General features: G+C 67.3%; 22 protein-coding genes. 7 read left to right on the top strand and 15 right to left on the bottom strand.

What is annotated here, in order from left to right; translation table 11 throughout:
• Positions 1 to 32 precede the first annotated feature (32 nt).
• The 5 genes from ACWF99_RS18815 to ACWF99_RS18795 form a co-directional block, all read right to left on the bottom strand.
• Complete coding sequence (locus tag ACWF99_RS18815; RefSeq protein ID WP_156677619.1) at positions 33 to 194, bottom strand: hypothetical protein; 162 nt, start codon at positions 192 to 194, stop codon at positions 33 to 35.
• Positions 195 to 356: 162 nt separating this feature from the next.
• Positions 357 to 3,671: an arabinosyltransferase domain-containing protein gene (locus ACWF99_RS18810; RefSeq protein ID WP_452536976.1), complete on the bottom strand. Its 3,315-nt coding sequence runs from the start codon at positions 3,669 to 3,671 to the stop codon at positions 357 to 359.
• Positions 3,672 to 3,753: 82 nt separating this feature from the next.
• Positions 3,754 to 4,266, bottom strand: a complete 513-nt coding sequence (locus ACWF99_RS18805) for a hypothetical protein (protein ID WP_452536975.1) — start codon at positions 4,264 to 4,266, stop codon at positions 3,754 to 3,756.
• Between the two features lie 214 nt (positions 4,267 to 4,480).
• Positions 4,481 to 5,023, bottom strand: a complete 543-nt coding sequence (locus ACWF99_RS18800) for a hypothetical protein (protein WP_378638045.1) — start codon at positions 5,021 to 5,023, stop codon at positions 4,481 to 4,483.
• A gap of 176 nt (positions 5,024 to 5,199) precedes the next feature.
• Positions 5,200 to 6,162: a helix-turn-helix transcriptional regulator gene (locus tag ACWF99_RS18795; RefSeq protein ID WP_452536974.1), complete on the bottom strand. Its 963-nt coding sequence runs from the start codon at positions 6,160 to 6,162 to the stop codon at positions 5,200 to 5,202.
• Positions 6,163 to 6,245: 83 nt separating this feature from the next.
• On the opposite strand from ACWF99_RS18795, the gene ACWF99_RS18790 reads away from it, so the two are divergent.
• Complete coding sequence (locus ACWF99_RS18790; RefSeq protein WP_378638050.1) at positions 6,246 to 6,875, top strand: TIGR03086 family metal-binding protein; 630 nt, start codon at positions 6,246 to 6,248, stop codon at positions 6,873 to 6,875.
• A gap of 55 nt (positions 6,876 to 6,930) precedes the next feature.
• On the opposite strand, the gene ACWF99_RS18785 is transcribed toward ACWF99_RS18790, so the two are convergent.
• The 3 genes from ACWF99_RS18785 to ACWF99_RS18775 form a co-directional block, all read right to left on the bottom strand.
• Positions 6,931 to 8,901 carry a galactan 5-O-arabinofuranosyltransferase gene (locus tag ACWF99_RS18785; protein WP_452536973.1) on the bottom strand — a complete coding sequence of 657 codons (1,971 nt, stop codon included), beginning with the start codon at positions 8,899 to 8,901 and terminating at the stop codon, positions 6,931 to 6,933.
• A gap of 115 nt (positions 8,902 to 9,016) precedes the next feature.
• Positions 9,017 to 9,796 carry a decaprenylphospho-beta-D-erythro-pentofuranosid-2-ulose 2-reductase gene (locus ACWF99_RS18780; RefSeq protein WP_378638055.1) on the bottom strand — a complete coding sequence of 260 codons (780 nt, stop codon included), beginning with the start codon at positions 9,794 to 9,796 and terminating at the stop codon, positions 9,017 to 9,019.
• On the bottom strand, positions 9,793 to 11,208 hold the full coding sequence (locus ACWF99_RS18775) for an FAD-binding oxidoreductase (RefSeq protein WP_378638109.1): 1,416 nt from the start codon (positions 11,206 to 11,208) through the stop codon (positions 9,793 to 9,795). The genes ACWF99_RS18780 and ACWF99_RS18775 overlap by 4 nt, the downstream gene beginning before the upstream one ends.
• A gap of 81 nt (positions 11,209 to 11,289) precedes the next feature.
• Between ACWF99_RS18775 and ACWF99_RS18770 the strand changes: the two genes are divergently transcribed.
• Positions 11,290 to 11,745, top strand: a complete 456-nt coding sequence (locus ACWF99_RS18770; protein WP_378661211.1) for a GtrA family protein — start codon at positions 11,290 to 11,292, stop codon at positions 11,743 to 11,745.
• A gap of 4 nt (positions 11,746 to 11,749) precedes the next feature.
• Here the strand turns inward: ACWF99_RS18770 and ACWF99_RS18765 are convergent, their stop codons facing one another.
• From ACWF99_RS18765 to ACWF99_RS18755, 3 genes are all read right to left on the bottom strand, one after another.
• Positions 11,750 to 12,376: a pyridoxamine 5'-phosphate oxidase family protein gene (locus ACWF99_RS18765; RefSeq protein ID WP_378638060.1), complete on the bottom strand. Its 627-nt coding sequence runs from the start codon at positions 12,374 to 12,376 to the stop codon at positions 11,750 to 11,752.
• 169 nt (positions 12,377 to 12,545) lie between these two features.
• Positions 12,546 to 14,705 carry a molybdopterin oxidoreductase family protein gene (locus ACWF99_RS18760; protein WP_452536972.1) on the bottom strand — a complete coding sequence of 720 codons (2,160 nt, stop codon included), beginning with the start codon at positions 14,703 to 14,705 and terminating at the stop codon, positions 12,546 to 12,548.
• Positions 14,706 to 14,812: 107 nt separating this feature from the next.
• Positions 14,813 to 15,316 carry a hypothetical protein gene (locus tag ACWF99_RS18755; protein ID WP_378638065.1) on the bottom strand — a complete coding sequence of 168 codons (504 nt, stop codon included), beginning with the start codon at positions 15,314 to 15,316 and terminating at the stop codon, positions 14,813 to 14,815.
• A gap of 191 nt (positions 15,317 to 15,507) precedes the next feature.
• Between ACWF99_RS18755 and ACWF99_RS18750 the strand changes: the two genes are divergently transcribed.
• Both ACWF99_RS18750 and ACWF99_RS18745 read left to right on the top strand, forming a co-directional pair.
• Positions 15,508 to 16,092 carry a DUF4282 domain-containing protein gene (locus tag ACWF99_RS18750; RefSeq protein WP_378638068.1) on the top strand — a complete coding sequence of 195 codons (585 nt, stop codon included), beginning with the start codon at positions 15,508 to 15,510 and terminating at the stop codon, positions 16,090 to 16,092.
• 121 nt (positions 16,093 to 16,213) lie between these two features.
• Positions 16,214 to 17,059 carry a helix-turn-helix domain-containing protein gene (locus tag ACWF99_RS18745; RefSeq protein WP_452536971.1) on the top strand — a complete coding sequence of 282 codons (846 nt, stop codon included), beginning with the start codon at positions 16,214 to 16,216 and terminating at the stop codon, positions 17,057 to 17,059.
• On the opposite strand, the gene ACWF99_RS18740 is transcribed toward ACWF99_RS18745, so the two are convergent.
• A complete protein-coding gene (locus ACWF99_RS18740) occupies positions 17,043 to 17,462 on the bottom strand; it encodes a MarR family winged helix-turn-helix transcriptional regulator (RefSeq protein WP_378638073.1) in 420 nt (139 codons plus the stop codon). The two genes, ACWF99_RS18745 and ACWF99_RS18740, sit on opposite strands and share 17 nt — an antisense overlap.
• Before the next feature lie 85 nt (positions 17,463 to 17,547).
• Between ACWF99_RS18740 and ACWF99_RS18735 the strand changes: the two genes are divergently transcribed.
• The gene (locus tag ACWF99_RS18735; protein WP_452536970.1) at positions 17,548 to 19,026 is read left to right on the top strand and encodes an MFS transporter; all 1,479 of its coding nucleotides are present in this window, start codon (positions 17,548 to 17,550) and stop codon (positions 19,024 to 19,026) included.
• A 60-nt stretch (positions 19,027 to 19,086) separates the two neighbouring features.
• On the opposite strand, the gene ACWF99_RS18730 is transcribed toward ACWF99_RS18735, so the two are convergent.
• Together ACWF99_RS18730 and rfbA are read right to left on the bottom strand one after the other, a co-directional pair.
• Positions 19,087 to 19,638: a dTDP-4-dehydrorhamnose 3,5-epimerase family protein gene (locus ACWF99_RS18730; protein ID WP_266295138.1), complete on the bottom strand. Its 552-nt coding sequence runs from the start codon at positions 19,636 to 19,638 to the stop codon at positions 19,087 to 19,089.
• 3 nt (positions 19,639 to 19,641) lie between these two features.
• Positions 19,642 to 20,514 carry a glucose-1-phosphate thymidylyltransferase RfbA gene (rfbA, locus tag ACWF99_RS18725; RefSeq protein ID WP_378638078.1) on the bottom strand — a complete coding sequence of 291 codons (873 nt, stop codon included), beginning with the start codon at positions 20,512 to 20,514 and terminating at the stop codon, positions 19,642 to 19,644.
• Positions 20,515 to 20,759: 245 nt separating this feature from the next.
• Here rfbA and ACWF99_RS18720 point away from each other — a divergent pair, with 245 nt between their 5' ends.
• Positions 20,760 to 21,803: an alpha/beta hydrolase gene (locus tag ACWF99_RS18720; protein WP_378638081.1), complete on the top strand. Its 1,044-nt coding sequence runs from the start codon at positions 20,760 to 20,762 to the stop codon at positions 21,801 to 21,803.
• Between the two features lie 118 nt (positions 21,804 to 21,921).
• Here ACWF99_RS18720 and ACWF99_RS18715 read toward each other — a convergent pair whose 3' ends face one another.
• A complete protein-coding gene (locus ACWF99_RS18715; protein WP_378989524.1) occupies positions 21,922 to 22,620 on the bottom strand; it encodes a hypothetical protein in 699 nt (232 codons plus the stop codon).
• Positions 22,621 to 22,946: 326 nt separating this feature from the next.
• On the opposite strand from ACWF99_RS18715, the gene rfbB reads away from it, so the two are divergent.
• The gene (rfbB, locus tag ACWF99_RS18710; RefSeq protein ID WP_452536969.1) at positions 22,947 to 23,948 is read left to right on the top strand and encodes a dTDP-glucose 4,6-dehydratase; all 1,002 of its coding nucleotides are present in this window, start codon (positions 22,947 to 22,949) and stop codon (positions 23,946 to 23,948) included.
• Positions 23,949 to 23,955: the final 7 nt, after the last annotated feature.

The raw sequence follows: 23,955 nt of genomic DNA, 5'->3' as shown, positions 1-23,955 counted from the left end.
CCGCGCCTTTTCGGTTGGATGGGGGACAGGAGTCAGACGTTGAGCATGCGACGGTTCAGGTCGCGGCGTAATACCTCTTGTGAAGGCAGTCTTTCCAGTACCCGCATTACGGCCGGTCGTAGTTCTTGCTTCTCGTCGTTGCTGAGCAACTCGACGAGATCTCGTAGATCCATGTCATCGAAGGCTCCTGTCATACCCACCAGGGTACGTGCTCAAACGTGCAGGCACAGGACCTTTACGCTGTCATTTACAGGTGTTTCATCAAACCGAAACCCTAACGGACACTGAGTGTTTCGTGAGCGACATGGGCAAGTGCCCGGTCACTGCCCTTGCGCTGCCATAGTCTCTACGCCGTTCTACTGTGCCCGAATTGCCGGTTCTTTCGCTCGTCCTGTCTGATCGATCACAGTCACCCCGATCTTCGCCGGCGGTGCCGGCTGATACGGCGTGAACCGCTCGAGCGAGCCCCAGTCGCGGCCGAGATCGTGGTCGAGATAGGTGGGCACAGTCTCGGCCTTCAGGAGCAGATTTGTCCACCCGAGCGGGCCACCGCCGATATCGTCCTGCCAGGCGTTGGACGCGTCCGAACCGACCCGGTCGGGCAGAATCCGCCACTGCGGAGCCTCCGCGACGCCGTCGTGATGCTCGAACGGGCGCTGGCAGGGGAACGCGAGGCCGACGTGCCAGTCGAGCAGCACCGGCGCGGTCCGGCCGACCACCGAGTCCAGGGTGGCCAGTTTCGGCAGCCGCGGGGGCGTCACCGCGAGCCACTGCTTGCCGGTGATGTCGTTGTCGGCGGCGACCAGGCGCACCGCGTTCACGCCGACGGGCAGCTGATCGATCGGCACGCGCAGGTTGCGCCACGACGGGGCCGGGCCGATGTCCATCGGCGCGACCGAGCCCGTCACCTCGACGGAACCGTCGGCGGCGCGGGTGCCGTATTCCAGGCGCAACTCCTGGCCGTAGTGCACCACACCGTCGGTGTCGACGTAGCGGATCCGCCCGGCCGCGGTGACCACGAGGGCCTGATACGCGGGATCGTCGCGCACGCTCTCGCCGAGGTCGACGCGATACCACTGTGAGGTCAGCTTCGCCTGCTGCTGCACGCCGTCCTGGAAGGAGCCGAGGACCGGAGTGCGGGCGGGGTCGAGGCCGAACGGCAGGGCGACGGTGCTGCCGTTGATGCCGGGTTCGGCGCTGGTGCCGCCGCCGGTGCCCGCGCCGGTGGTCTTGGTGGTCTTGTTGGCGGAATCGGTGTCGACCGAGTTGGCGCCGCCGACCACGGTCTCGTCGGCGTCGGCGGTGAGGTCGTCGGCCACGCCGTCCGGGGTGAAGCCGGTGGATTCGGCGTTCAGCCCGTCGGCCGGGGCGCCGGTGTAGGGGGTGAGCAGGGAATCCGCCGTATTCGATTCCACCAGAACGTCATTGGCCAGGCCGCACGTATTGCCTTGCAGCGAATTGAAATTCGACTTCGCGATGGAGTACGCGGGGTACTGGGTGATGGCGCCCTTGGCCATCGACGCCACCTCGAACAGCACCAGCAGTGCCGCCGCGATGGTGAGCGGCATGGTCGCGAAGCGGTCGAAACGCCCGGTGTCGCTCGGTGTCCGGTACGGGGCGCGCAGGTGGAAGTACAGGGCGACCAGCAGTGCGAGGATGCTGAGACCGAGGAACAGCGTCGAAACACCCTTGCCCGCCACCATCGGCGCCTTGTCCCAGAACGGCACGCCGTAACTGGAGACGTACCACCAGCCGTTGGAGCCGGTGAAGGTCATCGCGAGCAGGAACAACACCGCCGCGGTGAACAGCGCTCGATTGCGTGGGGCCTTGATTCCGTTGGTGCCCACCGCGACCGCCGCCAGTGCCGCCAGCGAACCCGCCAGGCCCGCGTAGACCCCGAAGTGGTGGGTCCACTTGGTGGGCGTCCACATCATCAGCAGCAGCGCGGCGAAGACGATGCCGAGGATGCGCACCGACGGGCCGCGCGAGGTGCCGGGGATGCGGCCCTTGCGCAGCACCTGCAGGATGCAGACGAGCAGGCACAGCAGCAGCACCAGGACGCCGAAACGGCGGGCGAGCGAGCCGTCGGGGGACAGCATGAACAGCGAGTCCCAGCGGGTGCGTTCGTCGAACCAGGCGACGTTCGGCCCGACGAGGGTGCGGACTCGGGTGGCCTCCATGACGGTGGCGAGAGTCTGGTCGGCGAAGACGACGACGAGTACCAGCGTGCCCGCGGCGATGCCGGGAGCCAGCAGTGCGGCGTAACGGAAGATCTTGGCGCCCAGCGAGAGCCGAGCCGACGAGTCTGCCGTCTTGTCCGGGCTCGCGATCCGACGTGGGCGCAGACCCTGCGCGCGTTTGATGATGATCTGCATGACCGGCCGGGTACCGGCGATCAGGGCGGCGATACAGATCAGGCCGGTCGGGCCCGCCGCCAGCGAGAACGCGGCGATGAGGATCGCCAACGCGGCAGGCAGCAGCCGCGCGGTGGCGATGGCGCGTTCGATGAGGCACCAGGTGAGCAGCGCGCCCGCCGCGATCAGCGGTTCGGGGCGAAGGCCGTTGTCGTACGGGAGCCAGAAGGCGAGGAACACCAGGCCGGCCGTCCACAGCGCCACCTTGTCGCGGCGCACCCGAGCACCGAGGCGGGGCAGCACTTCTCGGCTGATCACCGCCCAGCAGACCAATCCGGCGGCGAGCGCGGGCAGGCGCATCCAGGGGCTGGCGTCGGAGATCTTCGTCATCCAGGCGAGCAGTTCGTAGGACCAGCCGAACGGCGCCTCCGGCACCCCGAACCAGCGGTAGTAGTTCGCCATGTAGCCCGACGGGCCCGACGCGCGCGCCATATTGAGGATGTAGCCGTCGTCGGAGGTGTTCGCGCCGATCACATGCCAGCCGAGCAGGGTTATGACCACCACCACGTCGGTCGGGGTGATCCGCCACCAGTGCCGGGGCAGGAAGCGGCGGGCGCGGCGGCCGTCGGTGGTGTCGAGCAGGTGCAGCGCGATCAGCGCGAGCAGAGTGAACACACCGGCGCCGATCATCGTCGCCAGTTTCAGCGTCGTCGGCGTCGAGGTGAAGCGGGAGTCGATGTCGGCGTGCAGCCGGGCGTCGGTGAGGGCGGCCGAGTCGAGGTCGGTGTAGACGCCGACGATCTGCGGGCGCTTGTCGACGGTGACGGTGTTGCGGAACGGGGTGCCGTCCTGGCGCGCCGCCCCGACGAACTCGACGGTCGTGGCCTCGATGGTCGAGACGATGCTGATCCGCTCACACCCGGCGATCTCGGCGATCGGCGCCGAGAGCATCGGCACATCGCGCGCCTGCACCCCCAGCACGCCGTCGCGCACGGTGACGCTCAGCCCGCGGTCGGCTTTGCCCGAAGCGACCGGGATCGTCGTCAGCAGGGTGGTCGCGGTGGGGTTCTCCGCCCCGGGACCCGGCAGCCCGCTCAGCATCGTGCACGGCAGCTGTGCGTCGAGCCGCTGCGGCACATACGACACCAGGGGTGCCTCGACGCTGGTCGCGCCCGCTTGCGGCCAGTCCAGGCTCGCGCGGTCCTGGCGCACCGGCAACAGCGGTGTGAGCAGGGCAAGCACGAACCCGAGCAGCCCACAGACAAGGGCGATCAGGCGGTATCGGGTGAACGCTCGTTCAGATCGGTCCGGTCGCACGGGGTCTGATGCTAGCCATCGAACCTGTGCGCGGGTCGGCGCCGCTCCTAACGGGCCGTCGCGGCGACGGCGGCAGTACCTCTCAACCCGTGCGGCGGTCGGCCCAGTCGAGTTGGGATCGGGCCCAGTCGGGGATCTCGGTGTCGCGGCGCGGGAAGGTGGCGAATTCGGCGCGCAGGTCGTCGGCCGTGACCTCGGGCATCCAGTCGGCGACCGAGCCGGTGGAGTAATTGGTCTTGTACCGGGTGGGACCGGCGATGAAGATCTCGGCGCTGAGCCAGGCCCCGGTGTCCGGATCGTAGGACATGCGCTTGTGATCGGTGAGGTATTCGAGCACCTCGGTGGGCGGCATCAGGTTGGTGACCGTTCCGTCGCGCTCTTTGATCTGCACGCCGGCGACGGTCTGCTCGCCGACCTGTAGTGACCACAGCAGGGCGAATTTCTGGCCGGGTGCGAGCAGGGCGATGGTGGCGTCGATGACGACCCGTTCGATCGCGGCGAGCGAGTCGAGCTGTTCGCGCGGTTCCGGTTCACGGCCGAGGCGTTGCGGCCGTGACAACAAAAGATCGATCCGCTCCGGTCGGTTGAGCGTCATAGCTATACCTCTGCATCCGTACCGATCAGCGCTACCAAAACCTGATTTCGGTCGGCCGAACTTCCAACTTTTCGCAGCGTACTCGCCCCGCGACACCAACCGCGCGGTTTGTTGACACTGACCGGACATATTGTGGTCTATCGATCTTCCGCACACCAGTAGCTATCGGGTGTCGATAGACACAGGGTCGACGCCGTCACACCGCGGGATCGGCTCACGCCGCCGATGCGCGCAGCGCGAACCAGCCATCGCGTGGGTCGGCGAAGCCGTGATAGACCAGGGGAATGCGCTGGTCTATCGCGAAATACCGGTAGACGGCCTCCATCGCCTGACGGACCGAATGCGCCTGGAAATCGTCGATGCGACGCACCCCGATGCGCCGCTCGGGCAGCATCGCCAGCCGGGTCAGTTCCGCGGGGTCGTCCACATCCAGTCCCCATGGCGCGGGTTCCTCGATGAGATGGTCGTGCAGCACCTCCCGCGCGACCGGCGGATCGTGGCGCGGCCCGGAGAACGCGACCTGCTGCGCGCGGGCGAGTCCCCGGGTGTCCAGCGGCGTGCGCACGGCCTGGATCAGGTCGATCAGCTCGGCGTCCGGGGTGGGCTGGGGTATTCGCCCGGCGATCGGCGCCTGTTCGAGGAGGTGCATCATCTGACCGCCGAGAACCAGCGGTTCCGGCACCAGGAAAACGCTGATGCTCGGGCAGGAACAGTTCAAGCCGGTGAGGCACACCCTCGTGTGCAACGGATCGGACATACGTCCTCCTCCGGTAGCGGGTCGCCGGGACCCGTGACGTGCAGGATCTGGTTTCAACGCCAGCCGCCGGGGGAGTTCGAATCCGCCGGCGACGACCGTGCCGCACCAGTCAGTGTAGTGCCGTCGAGCGGGATGAACACCGGCTTCCGGCACGGAAGGGACACGATCCGCGGCGGCTACCCGGCGACCGATTCGGTGTAGCGGCGGGCCAGGGTGCGCAGGTGCGCGACCAGCTCGGGCGGGCCGTCGACGCGGAAATCCATCATCAACATGCTGAGGTAGATCGCGATCGTCTCCATCGCGTCGGCGCCGGTGAGCAGTACGCAACTGTGCTCGTCGATCGGCTCGACCACACCGACCGCCGGGTTGATCCTGGCGATCACGGTCTCCGCGGATTCGAGGACGGTGACGCGGGCGTGGACGCGCCAGCCGGTGGAGGCGATGTGACGCATGACGAAGGCGACCAGGTCGTCGTGCGGGAGGGTGCGCGGGGCGAACACGCGTGTACCCGCCTCGGCCCGGGTGATCCCGGCGGCGGGCAGTGCCGTCCAGTCGTGGGTGCGCATGCTGTAGGCGACCAGGTACCAGCGGCGTTGCCAGTTGATCAGCCGGTAGGGCTCTAGTTCCGTTGTGCCGTCAAAGGTTTCGACAGTGACAGCGGTGGTGCGGCGGACCGCGTCGGCGAGGGTGGTGAGGATACCCGCGGCGACCGGCGCGTCCGGTTCGCGGGAACCGGTGGTGGCGGGGCCGATCTCGGTGGCGTCGCGCAGCGCGGAGACCTTGCGCTGCAAGCGTTTCGGGAGGATCTGTTCGATCTTGCGGAGCGCTCTGGTGAGCTGGTCGCCGATGTCGGAGACGGCGAGCGAGCCGTCGTGGGCCACGGCGATGGACAGCGCGACCGCCACCGCTTCCTCGTCGTCGAGGAGCAGCGGCGGCATGGTCGCGCCGCGGCCGAGCCGGTAGCCGCCGATCGCGCCCCGTTCCGCGTGGACGGGATAGCCGAGTTCGCGCAGCCGTGAGATGTCGTTGCGCACGGTGCGTTCGGTGATCTCGAGACGGTCGGCGAGCTCGCGCCCGGTGTAGGCGCGGTCTTGCAGCAGGGCGAGTAGGCGCAGTACGCGCGGGGTTGTCGCGGCCATTTTCCACCTTGTCGAAAATTAGGAAAGAAACGAGCCTAATAGGTTTCTAGGCTGGAGTCATCACCGAAACGAAAGGCACCATCATGAACAGCACCGCAGCCCTCGAAACCGTCTGGCGCGACGTGGTCGCCACCTCCTACCGGGCCCTCGGCGACGTCGTGGCCGGTATCGCCGACGACCAGTGGAACCTGCCCACCCCCTGCGCGGAGTGGACCGTCACCCAGGTGATCCAGCACGCCGCGGGCGACCAGCTCGCCTACGCCGCTGCCCTGGGAGTCGGCCCCGGCCCGTCCTACAACCCCTTCGACCCCTCCGGCGAGATCGGCGGTTCCGCCGCCGACCTGGTCCGCGAAGCCGTCGACCAGACCGCCGCCGCGTGGGCCACGGTCGCCGACGAAACCACCACTGTCCCCACGCCGCTCCCGCACGGCGACCTCCCGACCGCCGTCGCGGCAACCCTCGCCGCTCTCGACGCCGCGGTCCACGCCTGGGACATCGCGATCGCCACCGGCCAGCCGTCGCCCCTCACCGACGACCTGTCCGCCCATCTCCTGACCGCCGCCCGCACGATCCGCCCGGCCCCCGGTTCCGGCACCGACGCCGAAATCATCGAACCCCTGCGCCAGTGGGGCGCCTACGCCGCCGTGGTCGAAACAGCGGCCACCACGCCCACCGCCGAACTCCTCCACTACCTCGGCCGCGCCTCTGCGTGAGCCGGGGTTCGGCCACTGGGCGACGACATGGCGTCGCCACAGTGGTCGTCGAGTATCAGCGGCGCACGGTGATCAGGGTGAAGGGGCCGATGTCGGTGGCGGTGAAGGCGGGGTCGGTGAAGAGGGACTTGGGGAATGAGACCGTGTAGCGCTTGACGTTCGGGTCGTTGGGGTAGACGTCTTCAGCCAGGCGCAGGGTGTAGTTGTCGCCGTCGTTGCGGAAGAGGAAGGCGTCGGGGGCGCGCCAAGGGGACTTCGCGAGGGCTTCGACGAGGGCCGGGGAGCCGGGCAGCTTGCTCCAGTCGGCGATGGTGGCGGCGCGAGCCTTGAAGTCCGACAGGGGGTTCGCGTAGTGGGAGGTGAGGGCCTGGAAGCCCCAGTAGGGGTAGAAGGCCAGGAAGGTGGTGTCCGCGGTGAGGACGACGGACTCGTCTCGGGGACGGCCGGTCTGCGCCAGGATGGCCGCATCGATCTCGCGGTAGTGCGAGACGGCGGAGGGTTTGCGCTGGTCGGCTCGTTCGCCGTTGCCGTCGGTGTCGGTGTAGGCGGTGTCGATCTCGTGGGTGAGCACGGTGGGGATCGTCTGGGCGAAGGCCATGGCGCCGAGGACGGCGATCGCGGCAGCCGCGGTGCGCATCGGGGCGGGCTCGTTCAACGCCTGGTAGAGGGCGGTGGCGCCTTCGACGAAGCCGAAAACACCTGCGGCGGCGAGCAACGCGAGCAGGACCGGCTCCAGCCGGAAGGACAGCAGGGTCGTGCCTGCCGCGGTCGCCGTCATCGAGAGCACGGTCCACAGGTAGATCGATACGACGCCGATGCCCAGTGCCTGTGCGCGCCTCGACGATCCGGCGCGAACTACGAGCCACAGCACGCCGATCATGCACAGGGCTCCCCGCAGGGAGAACTCGAGCATCGGGAACGCCAGCTGTGCGCCGGACTCCGGCAGATAGTGGAAAGCACTGCCGGAGGGGAGTTTCGCACCGGAGGCCATCTTCAGCAGATACGGCGTCCACACCACCAGGGCGAGCACGATGGCGATACCGCCGATCGCCGCCAGTTTGGTCAGCGGCGTGATCGCGGCACGCCAGGCGGGCGAGGCGCTCGCCGAGGTCGCACCGGCCCGCGCCGAGGCAGCGCTGCCCAGCCGGCTTGCCCGCCGCTCGGTTGCCCGCTGCGCGTAGACCGCGAACCCGGCCGCCACCACCGCCATGATCACCACGGTGAACGCCGCGATCGCCAGGTACAACGTGTAGAAACACGCCGCCACCCCGAGGAACAGCCCCGTACCGAGCACCGCGCCCCACCCACCGGACCGCCGATGCAGCGCACCCCACGCCAGCACCAGCACCGGCGGAACGAACACCACGAGCACCGCGCCGTAAGCCTCGGGCGAGGCGTACGCCAACGTCATCGCCGTGACCGCGGCAGCCGCGCCCACCGCCATATCGGCCCGCACCAGCTGCATCCACAACACCAGCGCCACCGTGGCGGCGACGGCGAGCAGCCCGATCGCGTACGGCTTGAACACTTCCCAGCCGTCCATCCCGAGCACGTTGCCCACGCGCCCGCCGATCCAGAACCACCCGGCCGGATAGAACGGCGGCAGATCCACATACGTCATATCGCGCAGCGCGGCACTGTCGGTGAGCCGGGTCAGGTACTCGGTCCGGAATTCCTGATCCACCGAGACACCGAACAGGTACAGCTTCGTCGCGGCCAGCGGCATCCCCAGCGTGACCGTGACAAAGCTCGAGATTCCCACCCAGGACAGCAGTTTCGCCACCACCGGCCACTTGCGCAGCCGGATCAGCAGCACCGAGACCACCAGCAGCGCGACCGCGACCACCTGTCCCACCGTGGTCAGCGCGCGAGTCACATTGGAGGAGTTGAACGCCGGCCACTGCACCGCGGAGAACGCGAACAGTCCCACCACGGCTACCACCAGCGCCACACCCGCGGCGGCAGCCCCCTCGCCGACCCCGCTCCAGATCTTGCGCCCCGCCCGCACCTCGTCATTGGTCGTCATCGGCGCGCAATCCTCCGGCTCCACTGTGCTCCACGGTCCGGGCCAGCCTAGTGGAGCCGTAAAGCAGAACTGCCGCACCATCCGGGGATGATGCGGCAGTCCGAAACGCAGTCGATCAGATCGGGAGCTTGCGGAAGATCGGGCGCGGCACGTGGCGCAGGGCCGACATCAGGAAGCGGGCCTCGCCCGGCGCCCAGACGATCTCGGTGCCCTTCTCCGACGCGGTGACGGCGAGCTTGGCGACGTCTTCCGGGTCGACGGTGAGCGGGGCTTCCTTGGAGCCGGTGGCTTCCCAGTGGGCCTTGGTCGCCGAGGTGCGCACCTGCATCGGCCGGATCACGGTGACGCGCGGCCCGAAGGGACGCAGCGCCTCGCCGAGGCCGAGGTAGAAACCGTCCAGGCCCGCCTTGGTGGAGCCGTAGACGAAGTTGGAGCGGCGAACGCGCTCCCCGGCCACCGAGGACATCACGATGATCCGGCCGTGGCCCTGGGCCTTGAACTTGTCGCCCACCAGCACACCCACCGACACGCCGGCGGTGTAGTTGATGCCGACGGTCATGACCGCCTTGCGCTGGTTCTGCCACAGCTCCTCGGCATCGCCGAGCACACCGAACGCCACGATCGCGACGTCGACGTCACCCGCGGCGAACGCGGTGTCGACGACCTTGGGGTGCGATTCGGTGTCGAGCGCGTCGAAGTCGACGACGTCGACCTGGGTCGCGCCGGCGGCCTTCACCTGGGTGACGGCGTTCTCGAGCAGCGGGTCGCCGGGCAGGTTCGCCAGGATGACCCGGGCCGGGCTCTTGGCCAGGTACTCGGCCACGATCGCGAGACCGATCTCGGAGGTGCCGCCGAAGAGCAGGATGGTCTGCGGGTTGCCAACTGCGTTGATCACTGGAGCTCCAGCCTCCTGGCCATATCGGACATGAACACGCCATTCGGGTCGACGCTGCGGCGGACCTTGATCCACTCGTCGATCCGCGGGTACATCTTGTGGAAGGTCTCGGCCGAGGTGCGCGAATCCTTCGCGGTGTAGAGCCGCCCGCCGAACTCGAGCACGCGCCGGTCGAGTTCGGTGACGAACTCGTTGAGCCCACGCGAGATCGGGAAGTCGACGCAGATGTTCCAGCCGGCCATCGGGAAGCTCAGCGGCGCCTGGTTGCCCTCGCCGAACAGCTTGAACACGTTGAGGAACGAGTAGAAACCCGAGCGCTGGATGTCGATGATGATGCGCTTGAACTCTTCGACCGACTCCGGCGGAACCACGAACTGGTACTGCAGGAAGCCGTTGGAGCCGTAGCCGCGGTTCCATTCGCCCATCATGTCGAGCGGGTGATAGAAGGCGGTCAGGCTCTGCGCCTTGCCCCGGTAGGTGCCCGACTTGCGGTACCAGATCTCACCGATCGGCCCGAAGGTGTACTTGTTGGCCAGCCCGTTGGGGAACACATCGGGCAGCGTGAAGAAGGTCTTGCCATTGAAGCGCAGCGGGTCTTTCTGCAGCTTCTTCGGCAGCTGGTCGACCTTGGCCAGGTTGCCGCGTGAGATGGCCGCGCGTCCCAGGTTGGGCAGCGGGCTGATGGCGTCGAACCAGGCCGAGCTGTATTCGTACTTGTCCTCGGAGCCGTCGCTGTGGAAGGCGATGGTCTCGTCGAGGGTGCTGGTCACATCGCCGTCGGCGATGAAGTACGCCGTCTCGGTGGGGGTCATCTCGACGGTGGCCCGCAGGATGATGCCGGTCAGGCCGCAGCCGCCGATGGTCGCCCAGAACAGCTCCGGATCGGACTCGGCGGTGATCGTGCGGACGACACCGTCGGCGGTGAGCAGATCCATCGAACGCACGTGGTTGCCGAAGCTACCGGCGCTGTGGTGGTTCTTGCCGTGGATATCGGAGCCGATGGCGCCGCCGACGGTGACCTGGCGGGTACCGGGTAGGACCGGAACCCATAGGCCGAACGGCAGCGCTGCCTTCATCAGCTGGTCGAGGTCGACGCCGCCGTCCACGTCGACGAGGCGGGTGGCCGCGTCGATGCTGTGGATCTTGTTCAGCGCGGGCATGTCGATCACGAGGCCGCCCGCGTTCTGCGAGTTGTCGCCATACGAGCGACCCAGGCCACGCGCGATCACGCCGCGTCGCAGATGCGCCGGCTTCGAGTCGTTGTCCTGCGCCACCATGCTCACGGCCTTGGCGATCAATTCCGGATCGCTGGTCGAGAGCACTTCGGCGGAGGTGGGTGCGGTGCGACCCCAACCGGTGAGCTTGCGGGTGCGCGTAGGGAGCGCGAACGCCTCATCGTTGGTGGTCGAAATGTTCTCAGACATCGGCTAAGAGGCTACATGCATGGCGGGTATACGTGGCAGGACAGTGCGCCGGTCTCGTACGCTTCTCACGTGCAAGCCCAACCGCATCTGCCGCTGCCCGCCGAAATTCCCCTGGTCGACGAGCCCGGCGGGACCGATGTAGACCTCAAGACGCAGATCGTGCGGTTCACGCTGACGGGTGGTTTGTCGGCGATCGTCGACTACGGCATCTACAGCCTGCTGCTGAATCTGCTCGGGTTGCCGGTGAGCCTGGCGAAGGCGATCAGTTTCGTCGCGGGCACCACCACGGCGTACCTGATCAACCGGCGCTGGACGTTCAAGGCAGAGCCGAGCAGGGCCAGATTCTTCGCGGTGGTGGCGCTCTACGCGGTGACGTTCGCGGTGCAGGTGGGGATCAACGCGGCGCTGTACTTCGCGCTGCCCGACGAGTGGTGGCGCCAGCCCCTCGCGTTCGTGATCGCGCAGGGCACCGCAACCGTCATCAACTTCGTCGTGCAGCGTGTGGTGATCTTCAAGATCAAGTAGATAGCTAGCTGGCCTCGGCGATGGCCGGTGCCCGTTTGCCTGCCTTGACGCCGAAGTAGTCGCCGCCCTTGGCGCGCACGTTGTCGGTGCCCCATTCGCGCTGGTCCCGCGAGACCGGCACCATCTGCGGGATGTGCTTGCGGCAGTGGATGTAGGCCTCTTCGACATCGACCACCACCCATACCTGCGAGGTCTTTCCTCGCTCGGCGGGTGGCAGGTCGGTGACGTCGTCGCGCAGCTCGCTGTCGGCGACCATGCGGGCTCTTCCGTTGATGTGCAGGCCGATGAGGTCGCGAACGAAGTCGATCATCAGAATTCCCACGTGCGGGTTCTCGAGGATATTGCCCAGGCTGGCCATCACCCCGTTACCTCGATATTCGGGGTACGCAATCGTGCGATCGTCGATCACGTGCAGGAACCCGGGGGTCCCCGCCCGGAAGCTGGAGTCACATTCGCCGTGTGAATCAGAGGTGGCGATGAAGGCCATGTCCATCCGGGCGACGAAATCGACCATCGTGGGATTCAGATAGTCGATCACCTGGTCGTCGTAGAAGCGCTCGGCTCTGTCCGAGGTGCCCAACGTGTCCTGTAGCTCGTGTTCTCCGTCGCTGCCGACGAATTTTTCGGGCATCGGGGCCCCCTCTGCTAGCCGTACCGGTTGATGCGGGCTTCTAGACGAAACCCCCGCTGTGACCGCAATCTCACCCAGTCTAGGGGACTCTCACTGCCGGTGGGGCGTGTCCATTGTTGCGAATGGGATGAAAGCGGAGTTTGCGCAACGGTTTCCGGGCCCGGACTGATCAGGCTGGACCTACCGTCACCGGTACACCATTGAACACAGCGGTTCCGGACACCACGTCGACTACCGAATCATCGGTCAGCACATTGGCGTTCACGCCCGCGTGCGCCAGCGCGACCGATTGGGTGGTGCTCGCGCCGTGGCCCCAGCCGTGCGGCAGGCTCACCACGCCGCGCATGATCGTCGGCGTGAGCTCGACCTGCACCGTCAACGAGCCCGCCGCCGAGGTGATCTCGGCCTGTTCGCCCAGGCCGAGGCGGGTCGCGTCGTCGGGGTGGACCTGGAGCGTGCAGCGGTTGGAGCCGCCGACCAGACCCGCGATGTTGTGCATCCAGCTGTTGTTGGAGCGCAGCTGACGTCGTCCGATCAGCACCATCGCGGGCGCGGTGCTCTCCAGTCCGGCGCGCAGGCGCCGCACGTCCGCGAGCAGTTGCGGCGGTGCCAGCTCGACCAGTTTCGACGCGGTGCGCAGGACACCGGGCAGTCGTGGGCGCAGTGGGCCGAGGTCGATGCCGTGCGGGTTGTCCAGGAGGGTTTTCAGGCTCAGGTCGCCGCCGTTCCACGCGCCGTACGGGCCGAGCTTGAGCATCAGATCGAGGCGCTGTTCGGTGGTGTCGTTGCCGGTCAGCTCGTCGCGGCGCTCGCTCATGTCGGCCTTGTGCAGGGTGCCGGCGATCACGAGCTCGTCGACCATCGCGATCGGGCTGGCCGCGCCCGTCCCGGCATGCGGCTGACCACTCACCGCGGCCGCGAGCCGGGCCACCACGGCCGATTCCGAGGGCCGCTCGCCCAGCGGAACCAGCGGCGGCGAGTAGCGCGCGTAATTGCGCACCGCGAACTGCAGCAGCGCGAAATCGAAGTGTGGTGACTGCACCGACCGTGGTGGCGGCAGGATCACGTTCGCGTGTCTGGTCGTCTCGTTGACGTACCGATCCACACTGACCATGAACTCGAGCCCGGCCAGGCCGCGGTCGAGTCGCGCACCGCTCGGCGCGGACAGCACGGGGTTGCCCGCCACCGTCACCAGCGCCTTGATCTGCCCCTCACCCGGTGTTTCGATCTCGTCGGCGAGTGTGGCGACGGGCAGTTCGCCCATCGCCTCCGGCAGCTCGCGGACCCGGCTGGTCCAGCGGCCGAGGCGGAACGGCTTGCTGCGCTGCACCCCGCCCGCCGCGGCATCGGCGAACATGGCGCCGCCGGGGGAGTCCAGGTTGCCGGTGAGGGTGTTGACGGCGTCGACCAGCCACTGGGTGAGCGTGCCGAACTCGGCGGTGCACGTGCCGATCCGCGCGTAGACGGCCGAGGTGGGCGCGGCCGCGAGTTCGCGGGCCAGCGCGCGGATGGTGCCCGCGGGGATGCCGGTGCGCTCGGCCACCGCTTCCGGTGGGAAATCGAGGGCGGCCGTGCGCAGTTCGTCGAGTCCGGCCACGTCGACGCGCACCTCGGTCAGACCCTCGTCGAACAGCGTGTGCACGACCCCGAACAGCAGATACGCGTCCGAACCCGGCCGGATGAACAGGTGCTGGTCGGCGAGCGCCGCGGTTCTGGTCTCGCGCGGATCGACCACCACCAGCTTGCCCCCGCGCGCCCGCAACGCCTTCAACCGCCCGGGGAAGTCGGGCGCGGTGCACAGCGACCCGTTGGATTCGAGTGGATTGGCGCCCAGCATCAGCAGGAAGTCGGTGCGATCGAGGTCGGGGACCGGGACCGTCAGCGGGTCGCCGAACATGAGCCCGGCCGCGACCTGCTTGGGCATCTGATCGGCCGAGCTCGCGGTGTAGATGTGACGGGTGCTCAGCGCCCGGATCAGGACGGGCAGATAGAGCGCGCCCGCGACGGTGTGCGCGTTGGGGTTGCCCAGGTACACCGCGGACGCGCCACGAGGGATCTCGGCGAACGCGGCCGCGATCAGGTCGAACGCCTCGTCCCAGCCTGCCGCGCGGAAGCCGTCACCGTCGCGGATCAGCGGGGTGGTGACGAGGTCGGGATCGCTGTCGAGCTTGCCGAAGCTGGCGCCTTTCGGGCACAGGAAGCCCTTGCTGAACGGGTCGTCGCGGTCGCCGCGGACCGACAGCACCTGGTCGGCGTCGTCGAGGGTGACCGTGAGACCGCAGACGGCCTCACACAGCGGACAGGTACGCAACAGCGAACGTGGAGCCATACTCCATGCTTACGCCCACTGGGGCGGGCGATGGCCGGAAACGCCGAAAACCCGCGAGCTGCGACGTCGGGGAGGCGTCGCGGATCGCGGGTCCGGGCTGGTTCAGGTCAGCTGGCCAGGGTCAGCGCCGCGCGCTTGCCTGCTTGCTTGCCGGTCTGCCTGCGGGCGATCGCCGAGCGGACGGCCGCACCGAGGGCGACGACCGGCGGGATCCAGCGAGCCTCGGTGGGCGCGACGCCCCAGGAGGCGCTGCCCGCGGCGAGCTGGGTCGGCGGCAGCGGGATGCTGGCACCGTCGGTGTGCACGATGACGCCGGCCTCCCGCATGGCCTCGATCGCCATGGCGGCCTTGCGGACACCGGTGACCAGGTGGATCTCGCGGCGCTCCTGGCCCGGGATCTCGATCACGGGGCCGGACAGGTTGTTGGCGCGCAGGAAGCGGCGAACGTCGCCCGCGATCTCACCGGTGATCTCGATGGCCGAGACCTCGTCGTCGGTGATCAAGCACAGACCGTTGGTGGTTTCAGCGACCGTCCATCCACGCGCGGTGTACTCCTGCGCGGCGGCACCTTTGTCGGCGGCCGTAGTGGTGGTCGGAAACGTCGTGCGCACTGTGTTCTCCATTCCCCGAAGAGCTCTGTTCCTGCGTTCATGGGCGTATCGGCGAGAGGTGGCCGACTCGTTACGCCGTTACCGAAAAATATTCGAGAGTGTCTGCTTCGTCTCAGTCCGGTAACCTTCGCTATCGCAGGTAAGGTGCCGAGAGGTTGGCGTCGGGGTCGAAAGCGGGCAGGATTCGAGGCATGACCGAAGCGCCTGGCACTCCCGAGTCGAACGACGAGGATGTCGAGGAATTCGACGCCGAATCCCGTTGGCTCTCTTGGAAAGAGGCCGGTGGCAAGCGGCCCGATCGTGCCGGTGAAGTCTCCTACGAAGCCGATCTGGCGCGTGACGCGGGGTTCGAAGAGCCGTTCCGCAGTACCGGTTCCGCCAAACAGTGGGCCGCCGAAGCCGCCCGTTCGCTGCTGGACGTGCAGTTCCGCAGGCCCGCGACCAGGACATTGCTACCGCTGGCCTACGTGCTCGGTGTCGCGTCCTTCGGCATCGGCCTGCCGATCGCCTTCACCGTGCTGATGTGGAAAGCCTCCGCGGTGCTGGGGGTGCTCGCCGCGCTGGTGTCGATCCCGCTGGGGCTCACCATCGCGGCCTCGGTCCGCCTGATGCTCGAATTCGCCGACAACGCCGCCCGGCTGGCCGGCCGCGTCGAACACATCAGCGACCTGGCCGACGGCCTGTTCCAGGCGCTGTCCGATGTCGCCGAGCCGGTGAGTCAGCTCTCCGAAGACGTTCGTGCGGTGCAGTTCTGGCGGTTCCGCAAGAAAAAATAGGTCTTGCGCGGTGTCCGATTCATTGTGAAACAATCCGTACGCAGATCCGAATATGTCGGCTGCGTAGGTCGGTCTCCGAAAGTTCTGTCCGGAGACCGGAGTTCGGATACAGGGGGGAAGTATGGCTTCACCACAGGGCGTCACCGGTTCCACGATGCCGCGCAGGCAGTTGGGCAGGCACTTACGTGACCTGCGCAATCGTGCGCGGATGACGACGAGAACCGCGGCGGCGCAACTGGAGTGGTCGGAAGCGAAGATCTGGCGGATCGAAACGGGGCAGACGTCGTTGCGCAGCCTCGACGTCGAGGCCATGTGCAAGGTGTACGGCGCGCCGGCCGATCTGGTCGAACCGCTGGCCGCCTTGGCTCGCGAAACCAAAGCGCGGGGTTGGTGGACGAGCTACGGCGACGTGATCGCGGAGGGATTCGAGGTCTACATCGGCCTCGAGGAAGCCGCGTCGGGGCTCGCGCTCTACGAGGACGGCCTCGTCCCTGTCCTGTTGCAGACCGAGGACTACGCGAAAGCGCTGCTGGAGCAGACGATCCCCGGGCTCACCGAGGCGGAGCTCGAGCGCAGGCTGCGGGTGTCGGCGGCCAGGCAGGCTCTGGTGACCAGGACAGATTCGCCGCTGCGACTGGACGTGGTGCTGGCCGAGTCGGTGCTCACCCGTTTGATCGGTGACGACCGGGTCCGCGCGGGCCAGCTCGCGCGATTACGGGAGCTGGCCGAGCGCGAAACGGTGCGGATCCAGGTGGTTCCCGGCGATTCCGGCTACCACGCGGGTCTCGAATCGGGCCGGTTCGTGATCCTGGATTTCGGGGTCGACGATTCGGTGGATCGACCGGAGCCGCCGGTGGTCTACGTGGAGACCTTCGCGGGCAGCACCTATCTGGACAAGCCTGCCGAATGTGATCGCTACCGGCGTGCTTTCACCGATATCACCACGGCGGCTACGGGCACGTTGTAGGGCTGTCCCACGAACCGGCGAGCACCGAACGGTGGGTGGGCAGGGCTCGGTCGTAGACCGCCCTGCCCTTGTCGGTGAGCTGGACGAAGATGGCGCGACGGTCGAGATCGCACATGCTCCGTTCGACCAGGCCGTCGCGTTCCAGCCTGGCCACCGCGCGCGAGAGCGCACTCTGGCTCAGGTAGATGTCCTGGGCCAGTTCTGTCATGCGGTACTTCTGACACGCCGCGTCGACCAGTCGGTCCAGCGTTTCGAATTCGCTGAGGCCGATCTCGTGGTCCCTTTGGAGCGCCTTCTCCAGGGCGCAACTCACGGCGGCATGCCTGCCGAGTAGTTCGCGCCACTGACCGACCAGCTCGGTGGGCGCTTCGGTGCGCCGAGCTGACGTTACGGCCGGGTTCATGGCCCCATCTTAGTGGTTGGCGCATGTTCATGCAACGGCATTTTATGTGTTGGCAATTAATGCACGCGCATGTAATGTCCTCCGCATGACTTCGCCAGCAACGCTCTCGGCCGCAGATCAGGCGACCGATCCCACCAGGTGGCCCCTCCGCCTCTGGGGAATGCTGATCACTCTGTGCATCGTCCTTTTCCTCGACGGGCTCGACGTCTCGATGATCGGCGTCGCGCTGCCGTCCATCGGCGCCGAACTCGATCTGTCCACCTCCACCCTGCAGTGGCTCGTCAGTGGCTACATCCTCGGCTACGGCGGCCTGCTGCTGCTGGGCGGACGCACCGCCGACCTGCTCGGCCGCCGCAAGGTCTTCCTCATCGCCCTCGCGGTGTTCGCGGTCGCATCGCTCGTCGGTGGTCTGGTGAGCGACCCCGCGCTGCTGATCGCCACCCGCTTCATCAAGGGCCTGGCCGCCGCGTTCACCGCGCCGACCGGTCTGTCGATCATCACCACCACGTTCGCCGAAGGAAAAGCGCGCAACAAGGCGCTGTCGATCTACACCGTCTTCGGCGCGGGCGGCTACTCCATGGGCCTGCTGTTCGGTGGCCTGATGACCGGCGTCGGCTGGCGCTGGACCTTCCTGCTGCCCGTCCCGATCGCGCTCGCCGCCCTGGCCGCCGCGTTCGTGCTGGTGCCCAAGGACGGTAAGGCCGAAGAAGGCGGACACGATCTACTCGGCGCGCTGCTGTCCACCGCAGGCATGCTGCTGCTGGTCTACACCGTGGTCACCGCGCCGGAAGTCGGTTGGGCCTCGGGCCGCACCATCGGTTCGTTCCTCGCCGTGATCGCCCTGTTCGCCGCGTTCGTCGTCACCGAACAGCGGGTGAAGCACCCGCTGGTCCGCCTCGGCATCCTGCGCAAGGCCTCGCTCGTGCGAGCCAGCCTGGCCATCATCGCGGTCGCCGGTTCCTACTTCTCCTGGCAGTTCATCGTGACCCTGTACATGCAGGACACCCTGGAGTGGTCGGCGCTGAAGCTGGCGATGGCCCTGCTGCCGGTGGGCATCCTGGTCGTCGGGTCGGCGTTCTTCTCCGAGAAGCTGATCGACCGTTTCGGCACCGGACCGGTCATCGCGGTCACCATGAGCGTGATGGCGATCGGCTACCTGCTGTTCCTGCGGATCGACACGGCACCCGGCTACTTCACCGTGCTGCTGCCCGCGATCCTGCTGATCGGCATCGGCTGGGTCGGTTTCCCCGCCATCAATGTGCAGGCCACCAGCGGTATCGACGACGACGAGCAGGGTCTCGCCGCAGGCGTACTGCAGACCTCGATGCAGGTCGGCGCGGCCGTCGTGCTCGCGGTGACCACCGCCATCGTCACCTCCGGCGGGCACGGTACGAGTGCCACTCCGCAGCAGATGCTCGACACCTACCGGCCGGGCCTGGAGTTCGCGGCGGGCGTCACCATCGTCGGCGCGCTGGTCGCACTGACTGTCTTCCTGCCCAGGTTCCGCAAGCCTGCCCAGGACGCACCGCTCGTCGAGGCGAAGGTTCTCGAACCGGTCGCCTGATCGGAAAACGCTGAACGGCACCACCTCTCGCAGGTGGTGCCGTTCGTGGTTTCACGTGAATCAGGCGGAAAACTTCGGCGCTGCTTCGTCTTTCGCCGAGCGGACGTAGGTCAGCGGGCGGCCGTCGCGGCCCTCGGTCGGCCATTCGATGCCGAGGCGCGGATCGAAGGCGTCCAGGTCCCTGTCGAACTCGGGGGAGTACTCGAGCGAGCACAGGTAGGTCACCGTCGACCGGTTCTCCAGCGAGAGGATGGCGTGACCGAGACCCTCGGACAGGAACACCGAGCGCCGCGAGACGTCATCGAGCAGCACGCTGTCCCACCGGCCGTAGGTCGGTGAGCCCGGCCGCAGGTCGACCACCACATCCAGGAAGGCGCCGCGCACACAGGTCACATACTTGGCCTGACCGGGCGGATCGTCGGTGTAGTGGATGCCGCGCAGCACCCCGGCCGCCGAGACCGAGGTGTTCACCTGGTGCAGCTCGAACGGGCGCCCGGTGGCCTTCTCGAACTCCGAGGCCTTGAACGACTCACAGAACATGCCGCGGTCGTCGCCGAGCAGACGCGGCGTCACCACCCAGGCGCCGGGGATCGCCAGTTCACGAAATTCCATGCGCTACCAGTCTTTTCCGCGGTCGATCAGATCCAGCAGGTAGCGGCCGTAGCCCGAGCGCACCATCGGTTCGGCGAGCTTGCACAGCTGCTCGTCGGAGATGAGGCCGCGGCGCCAGGCCACTTCCTCGGGCACGCCGATCTTGAGGCCCTGCCGCTCCTCGATCGTGCGCACGTAATTGGCCGCGTCGAGCAGGGAATCGAAGGTGCCGGTGTCGAGCCAGGCGGTGCCGCGGGCGAGCACGTCGACACTGAGCCGGTTCTGCTCGAGGTAGGCGCGGTTGATATCGGTGATCTCGTACTCCCCGCGCGCCGAGGGCTTCAGCTCGCGGGCGATCTCGACCACGTCGTTGTCGTAGAAGTAGAGGCCGGGGATGGCGTAGTTCGAGCGCGGGACCTTCGGCTTCTCCTCGATGGAGACCGCGCGGCCCTGATCGAACTCCACCACGCCGTAGGCGGTCGGGTCCTTCACCCAGTAGGCGAACACCGCGCCGCCGTCGATGTCGTGGAAGCGTTCCAGGCTGGCGCCGAGGCCGGGCCCGTGGAAGATGTTGTCGCCGAGGACCAGCGCCGCCGGTTCGTTGCCGATGTGATCGGCCCCGAGGACGAAGGCGCTCGCGAGCCCGTCGGGTTCGGGCTGCACCACATAGCTGATCGCGACGCCGAACTGGCTGCCGTCGCCCAGCAGCCGGGAAAACGCGTCGGCGTCCTCCGGCGTGGTGATCACCAGAATGTCGTCGATCCCTGCCAGCATGAGGGTGGACAGCGGGTAGTAGACCATGGGTTTGTCGTAGACCGGGACGAGCTGCTTGCTCACCCCGCGCGTGATCGGGTGCAACCGTGAACCGGTGCCGCCCGCCAAGATGATTCCGCGCATAGGTGGCAAGTCTGCCAGTCCCGTCCGCCCCGGAGACGGGGAGGTTCCGACACGTCGACGAATTGGTCACGAACGTTTCGTGACCGGGTGTGTCGGGCGATAACTGAGACAGACAAGACGTTCATCTGATTATGTGAGCGTCGATGTGTGAAACATCACTGTGTTAGATGTCAGCGCCGACATCCGATCCGGGGGGTTTACGCCTGGTCAGGGGTCGACGCGCCAGCTGTAGAGGTAGGTGCGCGATGGTAGCCACAAAGATCACCGGCGTGATGGGCGGGCTCGCGCCCGTGGCCCCGATCAGCACCGCCGAGAGGCCGGACTCGGGCATCATCGTCAACTCCGGCCGGACCAGTACCTCCTCGCGAGTCCTGATGGGCGCCTGCCTCGGCCTGATCGGACCGCTGCTGCGCACCGTGCCCATCAACCGGGCCACCATCCCGGTTGGCGCCGTCGCGGTCGACCTGCTGTCGCGGTTGCGGCCCGAACCGCACGGCATCGAGCGCGAGCAGATCCAGCTCCAGGGCTTCAAGATGGAAATGGTGCGGCCCGCGGGCGGATCCCGCGCGTTGCGCCACGGTGCGTTGCTGTACATGCACGGCGGCGGCTTCGCGGTCTGCGGATTGCAGACACACCGCGCGGTCGTGGCCGGACTGGCCAGGCGCACCGGACTGCCCGTCCTCAATGTCGAATACCGGCAACTGCCCGGTTCGATCGACGCCTCGATCGACGACTGTGTGCTCGCCTACCGCTGGCTGCTGCGTCACGGCGCCGATCCGGCGCGCATCGTGTTCGCCGGTGACTCGGCGGGTGGGTTCCTGACCTTCGCCACCGCGATCCGCTCGCGCGAGATCGGCCTGCCGCTGCCTGCCGCCCTCGTCGGCCTCAGCCCGCTGCTCGATCTGGACTACCGGGCCAAAGAGGGCTACGTCAATGTCAACCGGGACGCCTACATTCCGCTGAAGGGCCTCGAGGCGGTCGTCCACCTGGGCGCCGAGCACGCCGGTCCGCTCGATCCCGCGCTGTCGCCGGTCAACGCCGATCTGGCCGGGATGCCGCCGGTGCTGCTCATCGCCGCCGAGGACGAGCTGCTGCGCTACGACTGTGAACTGATGGCCCACCGGCTCACCGCCGCGGGCGTGCCCAACACCCTGGAGCTGTGGCGCGGGCAGGTGCACGCGTTCATGAGCATCCTGCCGAGCATGCCGGAGAGTCGCTCGGCGCTGGGCCGGGTGGCGAAGTTCGTCCGGACCGCGGTGGAACCGGCCCAGCGGGCGCGTACGGCCTGAGAACGGCTCGGGCGGTCCTGACCACGGTCGGCCGACCGAGCCACCTCCGACACGAAGAAGCGGCCCCCGCCCGGATTTCTCCAGGCGGGGGCCGCTTTCCTTCTGTACTACGGCGAAATTACTTGGCCGGAGCGACGAAGGGCTGGTTGATCGTGGTGAAGTACTGGATCGCAGCACCGATCGCGACCGGAGCGGTCACGAAGATCTGGCCCAGGATGACGCCGAGGGCGCCGATGGTGGTGGCGCCGACGACGCAACCCGCGATCGGGCCGGCGCCGAACAGGGCGAGCAGCACACCGGTAGCGACCAGGCCGGCCGCGGCACCCGCGATGCAGCCGATGGTCGCGCCGCCGAGGCCGCCGGCCAGGGTGCCGATGGTGGCGCCCATGGAGATGGTGGAGGTCAGACGGCTCCAGGCGGCCTGCTCACGCTCGTACTCGGTCTTCCAGGGAGCCTTGTCCTCGTAGGGCAGGGCCACCGGCTTGTAGACGGCCTGGGCCGGGTCGAGCTGGGGGGTCAGGACGGCCTTGTTGCCCGAGATCTCGGCGGCGATCGGCAGCTCGAAGTCATCGAGGCGGAACGACAGCGGGGTGCCGGCGACGGTGGTGCCGTTGGCAGCCTTGATCTTGAAGGCGCCGTCTTCGACGACCAGCGAGCCGGCATCGGTGGTGATGACGGACTTGGAACCGTCGACGACCTCGGCGGAGTAGTTGATCGGGGCGGCTTCTTCGGCCGGCGCGGCGTTCACGGTGCCGGCGGTGACGCCCATGGCGGCGATCAGCAGCGCCGACGTGGCGGCGAATTTCCTCATCAGCATTTTTGTTGAACCTCAAGTTTGGAGCGTGCGGAGGGGACGTGTAGATCAAAAGCTCCCGCAGCTAACCAGAGGTGAACCCGCTGTGACTGTTAGTTCAAGTTATGTTCACCGTTGATACCCCGATGTCGGTGCGCTGATAGAAACCTGAGCGTTGACCGGGCTTTTTCACAGGAAAACCAACTCTGAGTCTTAACCTACCTACAGGTAATGTGACGGAGATCACTGTGTAAATAGATGCCGGGTCACAGGTCAGAGACGTTCCAGCAACACATAACGGTGACACCTTTCGTCACGAGCGTCCATGGAATGCACGTATCGTTGACCGAGTGCGAGTGCTCGTAACCGGCGGGGCCGGGTTCATCGGTGCGAATTTCGTCCAGCAGACCGTGGCCACGCGCCCGGATGTCCAAGTGACCGTGCTCGACGCGCTCACTTACGCGGGCAACCGGGCATCGCTGGATCCGGTCGCGGATCGGATCGAATTCGTGCACGGCGATATCGCCGATCTCGATCTCGTCGACAACTTGGTCAGCGGGGTGGACGCGGTCGTGCATTTCGCGGCCGAATCCCACAACGACAACTCCCTGGCCGAGCCGTGGCCGTTCGTGCAGACCAATATCGTTGGCACCTACTCACTGTTGCAGGCGGTACGCCGCCACGAGGTGCGTTACCACCACGTCTCCACCGACGAGGTGTACGGCGATCTCACCCCCGACGAGCCGGCCTTCACCGAATCCACCGCCTACAACCCGTCGAGCCCGTATTCGGCGACCAAAGCGGGCAGCGACATGCTGGTACGCGCCTGGACCCGGTCGTTCGGTGTCCGCGCGACCCTGTCGAACTGCTCCAATAATTACGGCCCCTACCAGCACGTGGAGAAATTCATCCCGCGCCAGATCACCAACCTGATCGACGGTGTGCGCCCACGGCTGTACGGCGCGGGCCATCAGGTGCGCGACTGGATCCACGTCGACGACCACAATCGCGCGGTCTGGGACATTCTCGAGCGCGGCCGGACCGGCAAGACCTACCTGATCGGCGCCCAGGGTGAACTCGACAACCTCACGGTCGTCCAGCTCATTCTGCAGGCGTTCGATCGAGAGCCCACCGATTTCGATCACGTGACGGACCGCCCCGGCCACGACCAGCGCTACGCCATCGACGCGAGCCTGCTGCGCGAGGAGCTGGGCTGGTCACCGCGCTACGCGGACTTCCGCGCCGGCCTGGCCGACACCGTCGCCTGGTACCGCGACAACGAGGACTGGTGGCGACCGAAAAAGGCCGATACCGAACGCGCCTACGCGGCAGCGGGCGAGAAAACTCTGTAATCCCCAC

This window comes from Nocardia sp. NPDC055002, from assembly GCF_053608825.1.
Note: the sequence above shows the minus strand (reverse complement) of the source record. Positions and strands in the feature narration are given on the sequence as shown.